Origin of the sequence: Cognataquiflexum aquatile (assembly GCF_003316845.1) — a bacterium.
In the GTDB taxonomy this organism is placed as follows: Bacteria; Bacteroidota; Bacteroidia; order Cytophagales; family Cyclobacteriaceae; genus Cognataquiflexum; species Cognataquiflexum aquatile.
The window spans coordinates 219,068-228,601 of record NZ_QMIK01000008.1; the positions used below are offsets into that span (position 1 = coordinate 219,068).

Sequence of the window (9,534 nt, forward strand, 5' to 3'; positions counted from 1 at the left end):
TTATCCTCAGAAATTGGCCATCAGACTCAGTATAAAATTCCTGCCCGGAGCAGCAATTCCGGAGCTGTAAGTCCTAAACCTGATGTCGGTGATGTTTTCAAATCCGGCACTGATGGTCAGGTGCTTATGGGCTTGGTACATTCCTTTAAGGTTCAACGTTGCCCAAGAAGGACTATATGGGTTTCCATTGGCGTCGATGGCATATAATTCGGGTTTCCCCCTTTCTTCAAGGGGAAGTTGTTCGAAAGAAAACCCACCGGAATATTCAGAAAATAGCTGAACAGTCAGTTTTTCCTTTCGGTATTCCAACCGGCTTACGCCAAAAGTCGGCGGGGCATGTCGGGTGGGACTTTGGCTTCCATCATCGGTTTCTTCTGTTCCTTTTTGGAGATTTAATCTTGAGGAAAAGGTCAGATTCATCGGTAATTTGATTTCCAAAGCTGCCTGTAACCCAAGGATTCGGACGAAAGCCGCATTTTGCAAAGCCAATACTTTGCTCATTTCGCCGTCGTAAAGGATACTGTCCATGCCGTTGAGGGTGTACGCCCTTCTTACCAAGGCATTGTCCAAATGGGTATAATATCCGGTGAGGTCGATCATCATCCAATCCCCAAAAACTTTTCCTATGTTTAACTCCAAATTATAGGCGTACTCGGCTTCCAAGTCAGGATTCGGCACCATGACTGTTCCCGGCTCAGAGTCAAAAACTTTTCCAATATCGTCTACATTCGGTGCCCGGAATCCTGTGGAGGCATTGACATGTACTGTCCAATCCGGTGCAGGCGTATACACCCAACCTGTGTTTGCCGTGAGCGCACCTTCCCTGTTGTTGCTTTGTTCAAAAGGAAAGGGATAAAAATCCATGTTGTTACTGAAGTCGGCTTTCAGTCCAAAGTAATTATACCTCAGACCTGCCTGAATGAGTGATTTTGTAGTGAGTTTCTTTTGGTAGGAACCATAGGCCGCATAAGATTTCCATGTCGCATCGGGATACCTCGCAGGCCCTACCGAAATTTCCCCGGAACGGATATTTTCATCCTGCCCGGTCGATAGAACATCATTTTGAATCAGTTCCAGGCCGTAAAAAAGCTTGGCATTTTTTGGGAAGGTCTTCAGAAAATCAAGGTTGGCAGAATATGCCATGACCTCTTCGGTTCTTGTTCGCCGGATAGGATCGTTGAAGTTCCGGTCAATCCTGCTTTCTCCGAATTTTTGGAGGGCAAGATTCAAGGTAACCTGATCAAAGGCTTTGGAGTCAGAAGTGTGTGAAATCTTCAGGTGGTTCATCATCCAAGATTGGGGCCCATATTTCCATTCCGCACTGCGGGGTTGGCCATTTGGCCTAAACCGGATCAACCTGTCATACCTGGAAAACGTGGAAGTTTCCGAATAATGGAATCCATATTGAAAATCCCATTTTTGATTGGGAGCGAATCTGATTTTTTGCATCAGGTTGAGTTGGTTGTAGCCTGAAGGAACCTGGATTTTGGGATTGGGATTTTCAACCAAAAGGTCTTGGTTGTTTTCGGTGACCACATAAGTTGGCCGCAAAAATTCCTCGGGACCATTGCTTCCCATCTTGAGGTCGTCAAAATTATGGCTACTTATACTGGTGACCCCGGCCCATTTTTTATTCCCATATTTCAGGTGGATATGCCCTGTTTTTTCGCTGTTGGCCGTGCTGGTCCGGAGGGTAACATTGCCTGAAAGGTATTTTCTTTCAGCGATTTGGGTCTGCAGTGTTTGGAAACTCATCACTGCCCCGATTGCATCAGAGCCATAGATGATGGATCCCGGACCAAAAAAGACTTCCGTACTTTCCGTAGCAAATGGATCCAAGGAGATGACATTGTGGAGGTTACCGCTTCTGAAAATGGCGGTATTCATCCTGACACCATCGACGGTGTATAAAAGGCGGTTGGTCGAAAAACCCCTAATCATCGGACTTCCGCCTCCCTGTTGGCTTTTTTGAACAAAGACCTCACCCGAAATACCCAATAAGTCGGCTGCCGTTTGGGGATTGAGGAGATTTCTTTCTTCGGTCGTAATGGTTGTAATTCTTGCAGGAATTTCCTGACGGGATTGACTCCATTTGGTAGCGGACACTACTGCTTGTTGCAGTGTTATTTCCGAGTGTTCTAGAAAAACCTGAAAACCTTCACTTTCAAGTTGGCGGTAGCTTTTGGAAACCGGGATATAGCCAAAAATCCGGATGTCAATTTTTTCCTGACCCTTGAAAGTGCTTATATCGGCCTCACCCTGAGCATTGGTATGTACCATGAGTTTTGCTTTTGGGGAAGCGATAGTGACAAATTCCATCGGGATATCCGAACCTGACTCCCGGACTGAAAGTATCTGACCAAAGGCCGTATTGAATTGAAATAAAATCAAAAGCAATAATCCTGTTCTGAGCATTCATTTTAAAATTCGCTCGGGAAGTTAGGCAACTTTTGAAAAATAAGAAGTGGAATTTATGTGAAAGCAAACCTGAAGGGACGGCGTTTCTGAAAAATAAAATGGCCCGGTGTCTCTCCGGGCCATCCCTATCAGGCTCTTCCTCTGAGCATCATGTCCCAATACATTCTTGGGAGTACATATTTTTTGAGCAGCCACATGCTGTATTGCTCTTTGCTGGTATCTACAAAAGTGGAGATGAGCGGGTCACTGTCTCTGACGTTGTCATATTTGAATTCTGCCAATACCATTTTGCTGTAGCCCGTTACCAAAGGGCAAGAAGAATAACCCTCGTATTTCATTCCTCCTACTTTATTTGTCTTTATCAGGTGAATTAAATTGCCCACCACCACAGGAGCTTGCTTTCTCACGGCAGCACCGGTTTTGGCAGTCGGCAAGGCAGCTACATCACCCAAGGAAAAGACATTTGGAAATCTCAGGTGCTGAAGTGTGTTGATGTCCACATCCACCCAACCTTTGCCCGGGCCTTCTTTCATGGAGATGGGGGAGTTCCGCACAAAATCCGGAGCCTGCTGAGGTGGTGCAAGGTGAAGCATGTCGTAATGGATGGTGATTTCGGTTTCTCCACCCATTTTTTCCATGATTCTGGCATCTAGTTTTTTGGAATATTCATCAAAGTCGCCCTTGATATATTTGAAAGTGATTTCTTGTTTGGCGCCGTCAATTTTGACCGGGGCATAAAATGTCTTGAGGATGATATCCCTGTCGGCAATGATTTTATTCAATGTTTTGGCATAGACCTCAACCCCAAAAATTACTGTGCCCGGTGTCGCAAAAATCACCTTGGTCTTGTCCCGGACACCGGATCTCCTGAAATATTCCTCAGCCATGTACATGATTTTTTGTGGTGCTCCTCCGCATTTGATGGGAGTGGTAGGCTGGGTAAAAACCGCATTGCCGCCTTTAAAATTCTGCAGAACTTCCCAAGTATGTTTTGGATTGGTATAGTTGCTGCAAACGACGCCTTTGTCCATCACTTCAGATAGTCCGGGCAACAATTCGGGAGCCATGATCAGACCCGGTGCCAAAACCAAAAAATCGTAGGTAAGGTCTCCGGATTTAACTGTTTTCACCATGTTTTTTTCCGGTATCAACTCGGTAGCCTTGTCTTTGACCCAAGTAACTCCTTTGGGAATATACCTGGCTTCTGACCTTTCCGTGTCTTCAAATTTGTATGTTCCCGCTCCCACCAAGGTCCAGGCAGGCTGGTAATAATGTTTTTCGGAAGGTTCGAGAATGGCTACCTGAAGGTTTTTATCTTTGTTTCGAAGCTGTGCTGCGACAGTTATTCCGGCAGTTCCTCCTCCTATGATCAATATCTGATAGTGTGCCATGGATATTTTCGTTTTTTATATTATAAAAGTAGTAACCTGAAAAAATGGAAACAGTGATATTGATCACGTTTATACCATATTTTAAAAAAAATTAGAATAATCAAAAACCGGATTTGGTTTAGAAAAGGGGAGGGATTTTTAATACAGTGATTTGTTGTCAAGCAATTCCCATTCCTTGAAAACCTTTTTGGCTGCTTCCTTAGAAAGTTGGGAAAAAGGGATTTTCCTTTTATTAAGAGGCAACTCCAATTCCTCATAAATAAACTGGTCATCGAAGCCTATTGCGGCAGCATCCTTCTTGGTATTGGCAAAAAATACCCTCTCCGGTCTCGCCCAATAAATGGCTCCAAGGCACATAGGGCAAGGTTCACAGGAAGTATAGAGGTAACAGCCTTCCAATTGAAAACTTCCCAGGTTTTTGCAGGCATCCCTGATGGCGACCACTTCCGCATGGGCAGTAGGGTCATTGGTGTCCAAGACGGAATTACATCCCTGACCGACTACCTTCCCGTCTTTTACAATAACACATCCAAAAGGACCACCTTTTCCCTGCACCATTCCTGACCGGGACAAGTCAATGGCCATTTTCATGAATTTTTCGTGGATTTCTTCCATGGGGATTTTTTTAAGTATCAAGTATCAAGAATCAAGAAACGAGAACTGAGTACCAAGTATTAAGTACCAAGTACCAAGATTCAAAGGTAGAAGATCAAGGTTTCATTTCCGACCTGGTATCAGTTAACCAAATAACCCACTAGTCTTTAACCAAATAACCATTAACCACTACTCCAATTCTCCGATATCTTGACAACCCGAACTTGACAACTTGACAACTCGATAACAATGACAACCTGACAACAATTACAACCACTACAACAATTACAACCAAATAACCATCAACCAAATAACCATCCCCTCACCCAATCCACTTACCCAAAAATTCCATAAAGGCATCTTTGTAATTTTCGCTGACGACAATCTGGGCATGTCCGATGTGGATGACATTCCGTGATACCGAGTCAATATGGTCGAGGTTGATGATAAATGAACGGTGTACGCGCATGAAGTTGTCGGATGCCAAAAGTTCCTCCATACTTTTCATGCTAGTGAGGGAGAGTAGGGGATTTGGCTTGTCTTTCAAATGTACCTTGACATAGTCCTTGTAGGCTTCGATATGGGTGATGTCTTTGAGCATCACTTTGACGAGTTGGTATTCTACTTTGAGGAAAATATAATCCAGCTGTTTTCCCGGTTCTGCTTTGGTGACTGTGTTTTTGCTTTGGTTTTCAAAAAACTGATACGCCTTGGTGGCTGCTTTCAAAAACTCCTCATAACTGAAGGGTTTGAGCAGATAATCCAATGCATCTACTTTGTATCCTTCGACTGCAAACTGGTTGTAGGCCGTGGTAAAAATTATTTTGGGTTTTTTGGAAGCGGTTTTTCCGTCGAGGATCCTGGCCAATTCCATTCCTGAAAGGTCCGGCATCTGGATGTCCAAAAAAATCAGGTCCACCTCATGTTGGTTGACATAACCCAAAGCCTGGATGGCATTGTCAAACTTGGATTGCAGGCTGAGAAATGAGGTTTGTTCTATGAATTTGGCAACCAAATCCAAGGCCAAGGGCTCATCATCTACCGCAATACATTTGATGGTCATGACAGGTCTATTTTCAGAGTGATCTTAAATTGGTTTTCGGCGTTTTCTTGGTCGATATCCAGTTTGTATTTGCCAGGATAGAGAAGGTCAAGTCTTCTGATGGTATTGGTCATCCCGATTCCGCTAGCACTTCCTTCAGGCGTATTCTCTGTTGATTTGAAAATCGTATTTTCAGTATGCAGTACAAGGTAGTTTTTCTCCCTTGAAAGTGAAATAAGAATATTGCTTTCTTTTTGGGAGCTGATGCCGTGTTTGAAGCAGTTTTCAATAAATGGTAACAGCAGCATGGGTGCGATTTCAGCTTCTTCGATTTTTTCAGGAATCTGAAGGTCTAATTTTACTTTGCCGGTCAGCCTCAGTTTCATCAACTCGATAAAATCCTTGATAAACTCATTTTCCTTGGTCAGAAGGGTTTGGTTTTTTTCGGTTTCATAGAGTACATACCGCATCATCCTGCTCAGTTTCAACAACGCCGTTTTGGCCTTTTCCACATCGATATTGGTAAGGGCGTATATATTGTTGAGTGTATTGAAAAAGAAGTGTGGGTTGATCTGTGCTTTGAGATAGGATAATTCGGAATTGATCTGTTGCTGTTGGAGTTCCAATCTCACTTTTTCGTCAGACTGCCATTTTTGGACCGCACCGATACTGGTACTGATTCCTACTGACATACTGAAAATTATAAAATTGAACAAATCATAGCGGTTAAAGAAACTTCTGTTGGCTACATAGGGCACGCCCGGCCTAAAAGCTTTGTGCATCAATTCCGGCATGTTGGTGTACTGATCATATAAAATGAAAATGACCACATAAAATAATCCACCAAGAAGATTCAAAATTAAATACAGGGAAGTTTTGTTTTTGAACAGCACATTGGGGATCAGGTAGAAAAAATTGAAATAGAAGGTTAGAATAAGGGATGCAAACTGTAATACTTGCTTGATCCAATATTCATTGGGACGCTCAACCTCTGAACTTAGCGGAGAAAGCAAAAAGATGACTGATCCAAATAGACTCCAGCCCAAGATATGGATGAGAATAGGCAGACTTTTTTTGATAGTGATCTCAGGCATGATACAGATATTATGTAAATGTGATGTAAACTAATCGAAAGTTTTGCGGTTAAACCACAACAATCTACCAATCAGGCCATTTAGTCGCCCAAATGGGAGATTTGGAGGTTAAGTGCCAAAAATGAGTAAATAAATGGACTTATCAGGCTTTCCATGCCTTTGGTCGATGCATTTCCACTCCCTATCTATTTGATTTTTTTTTGATTTCAATCAGATATTCCTTTGTTGAGTAATCTGTCCAAAAGACAACCACAAAATTTTAAAGTGATGAAAACTGCAATCCAACTATTATTTGTACTTCTCCTTACCATAGGAATCAATGTCTCTCAAGGACATGCCCAAGGATCAAAGCCTGAATATAAAATATCAGGTAAGGTTCTTGACAAATCCAACAACCAGCCTGTAGCTTATGCTGCAGTTTCTTTGGTAGATGCCGTAACACAGCAGAATGTGGCCGGCGCTGTTGCCGATTTTGACGGGGTATTCATTATCTCCGGTTTCAAAAAAGGAAACTATATCGTCCAGGTAACTTTTATGGGTTTTCAGGCCATTACCTCGGGTCCACTTGAAGTGACGGATGAAAAAACGTCATTTGATCTTGGGTCTCTTTCATTGGAACAGGAAGCTGTTGCCCTTCAGGAAGTCACTGTCATGGGACAGCGTGACCTGATCGAGGAGAAGGTTGACAGGACCATCTACAATGCAGAAAATGACAAAACGCTTGTCGGTGGCGATGCTGCTGATGTATTGAGAAGGGTTCCGATGCTGTCAGTGGATATGGACGGAAACGTTTCTATGAGAGGAAGTTCAAGTATCTTGGTATTGTTAAACGGAAAGCAGTCAGCCATAGTAGCGACCAACGTGGCTGAGGCATTGAAGCAGATTCCTGCTGAAGAAATCAAATCTGTAGAAGTAATCACTTCCCCATCTGCCAAATATGATGCAGAGGGTACAGGTGGTGTCATCAATATCATCACCAAGAAAAACAACATTCAGGGCGCTTCATTAAACATCAACAGCAGCGTGGGATATAGAGGTTCTAACCTTGGATTGAATGCAAGTTTGAAGCAAAAGAAAATGTCCTGGACATTGGGAGGTTTTGGTAGGTCAGGATACAATATCCTTGGCTTTTTTGAGAACCAACAATACATCACCAATGCCGATGGAACTACCCGTAACATTTCCCAATACGCCGACACCAGAAGCAACATGCTTTTTGGCAGGTATAATTTGGGTTGGGATTATGAAATCAACAAATACAACTTCTTGACCGCTTCAGTAAGTTACGGAGTACGAAATATGAGAAACAGACAGGATGGTCTGTTGACAGATACTTATTTGGATGAGGTGTTGCAAAGTTCATTGTTGAGAGATGTCAATACAGACAACCTTTCAAACAACATTGACCTGAACTTCAACTACACCAAGTCTTACGAGAAAAAAGGTAAGGAATTCAGTATCTCCGGTTTGTTCAGCCAGAATAACCTGACCAACGATTTCATCAACAGCGAATACGATAGCAATTTTGAAAACATATCGAGCAGGATCAAAAACCTTAACTCAGGTATCAACCGTGAATTTACCCTTCAGTTGGATTATGTAACTCCTTTGGCGGAAAATCAGATTCTGGAATACGGAGCAAAAAATATCCTGAGAAAAGCTGTCAGTGACTTCGCTTATTTCACAGCCGAAGGTGCAGATGGTGAATTTGTACAAGTGGATGATGTGAATTTCTCCAACGAATTTAGCTATGACCAGAATGTGACTGCGGCTTATGCGTCTTACACCACTAATTTCCTTAAGAAATATGCCTTCAAAGGAGGTATGAGGTATGAATATACCAGCATTGCTGCGGATTTCTCTAACTCAGAACTTGACGGTGAGATTCCTTCTTTTGGCGTGTGGGTTCCAAGTTTGAACCTGAGCAGAAAATTGGAAAAAGGAAATATGATCAAAGCAGCCTACAACAGAAGGGTGCAGAGACCATCTTTGAATTTCCTGAATCCCAACATCAATGCCGCCAACCCGCAGCAGGTTTCCCAAGGTAACCCGTTGTTGGAGCCGGAATTGACAGACAATTATGAAATGTCATATAGTACCTTCTTCAAAGGTTCAAACTTGAATTTCACTACCTACTTCAGAAATACAACAGGTTCTATCCAGCCTGTAAGGACGGTGAGACAGGACGATATCATTTTCACAACCTATGAAAACATCGGACAGGAAAAAGCTTATGGATTGTCGGTATTTGCCAATGTCAACCTTTCAGGCAAGTTTTCTGTCAACGGTAGTGTGGAAGGATATTTCGCACAATTGGATAACGGTCTGACCGATCCCTTGTATGCAGCATCCAATGACGGTTTTGTATTCAGCGGAAGAATATTTGCAAACTATACATTACCAAAAGATTGGCAGGTACAGGCTTTCACTTTCCAAAGAGGAAGAAGGGTTGAATTGCAGGGAACTTCAGGCGGATTCGGAGTATATGGTTTGAACTTCAACAAATCATTCAATGAAAAAAGAGGTTCAATCGGTTTTGGTGCTGAAAACTTCTTTACCAAAGTATTTACCATCGACAATGAGCTGTTCACGCCAACAATCATGCAACAGAGTACAGTCGGTTTGAAAAACATGAACTTCAAGATCAACTTCAACTATAGAATAGGAAAACTGTCAGTTGACGGACCTTCTAGGAAAAAGAAAAGAGGAGTGACCAATGACGACCTTAAAGAAGGTGGAGACGGCAATAGCGGTGCAGCCACCGGCGGAACAAACAATTGATAAATAGTTAAATGATTGGGTAATAGTTATTAATTAGCCGCTAGGTTTTGCCTAGCGGTTTTTTTGTTTTTATGTATATCTTCCTTCTTACCAGTATAGGATTGCTTAAAGAATGGTCTCGTCCGCGATAATTATCGGGATCGACCACCGGAATTTTTTGTTATTGTAGGGGGGTGGTAGAAATGCGGCTTTGCCGCATTTCTACCACCCCCCT

Annotated in this window: 6 protein-coding genes; 1 reads left to right on the plus strand and 5 read right to left on the minus strand. The window is 42.7% G+C overall.

Going from position 1 to position 9,534, the window contains the following annotated elements; genetic code table 11:
- Nucleotides 1-6 precede the first annotated feature (6 nt).
- The 5 genes from DQW11_RS20460 to DQW11_RS20480 form a co-directional block, all read right to left on the minus strand.
- Nucleotides 7-2,415 carry a TonB-dependent receptor plug domain-containing protein gene (locus tag DQW11_RS20460; RefSeq protein WP_113925975.1) on the minus strand — a complete coding sequence of 803 codons (2,409 nt, stop codon included), beginning with the start codon at nucleotides 2,413-2,415 and terminating at the stop codon, nucleotides 7-9.
- A 131-nt stretch (nucleotides 2,416-2,546) separates the two neighbouring features.
- Entirely contained in the window at nucleotides 2,547-3,809 is a 1,263-nt protein-coding gene (locus DQW11_RS20465) for an NAD(P)/FAD-dependent oxidoreductase (RefSeq protein WP_113925976.1), read from the minus strand.
- Between the two features lie 138 nt (nucleotides 3,810-3,947).
- A complete protein-coding gene (locus tag DQW11_RS20470) occupies nucleotides 3,948-4,424 on the minus strand; it encodes a nucleoside deaminase (RefSeq protein ID WP_113925977.1) in 477 nt (158 codons plus the stop codon).
- A 301-nt stretch (nucleotides 4,425-4,725) separates the two neighbouring features.
- Nucleotides 4,726-5,466 carry a LytR/AlgR family response regulator transcription factor gene (locus DQW11_RS20475; protein ID WP_113925978.1) on the minus strand — a complete coding sequence of 247 codons (741 nt, stop codon included), beginning with the start codon at nucleotides 5,464-5,466 and terminating at the stop codon, nucleotides 4,726-4,728.
- Nucleotides 5,463-6,539: a sensor histidine kinase gene (locus tag DQW11_RS20480; RefSeq protein ID WP_113925979.1), complete on the minus strand. Its 1,077-nt coding sequence runs from the start codon at nucleotides 6,537-6,539 to the stop codon at nucleotides 5,463-5,465. Before DQW11_RS20480 ends, DQW11_RS20475 begins: the two co-directional genes overlap by 4 nt.
- Nucleotides 6,540-6,806: 267 nt before the next feature.
- On the opposite strand from DQW11_RS20480, the gene DQW11_RS20485 reads away from it, so the two are divergent.
- On the plus strand, nucleotides 6,807-9,320 hold the full coding sequence (locus tag DQW11_RS20485; protein ID WP_113925980.1) for a TonB-dependent receptor domain-containing protein: 2,514 nt from the start codon (nucleotides 6,807-6,809) through the stop codon (nucleotides 9,318-9,320).
- Nucleotides 9,321-9,534 lie beyond the last annotated feature (214 nt).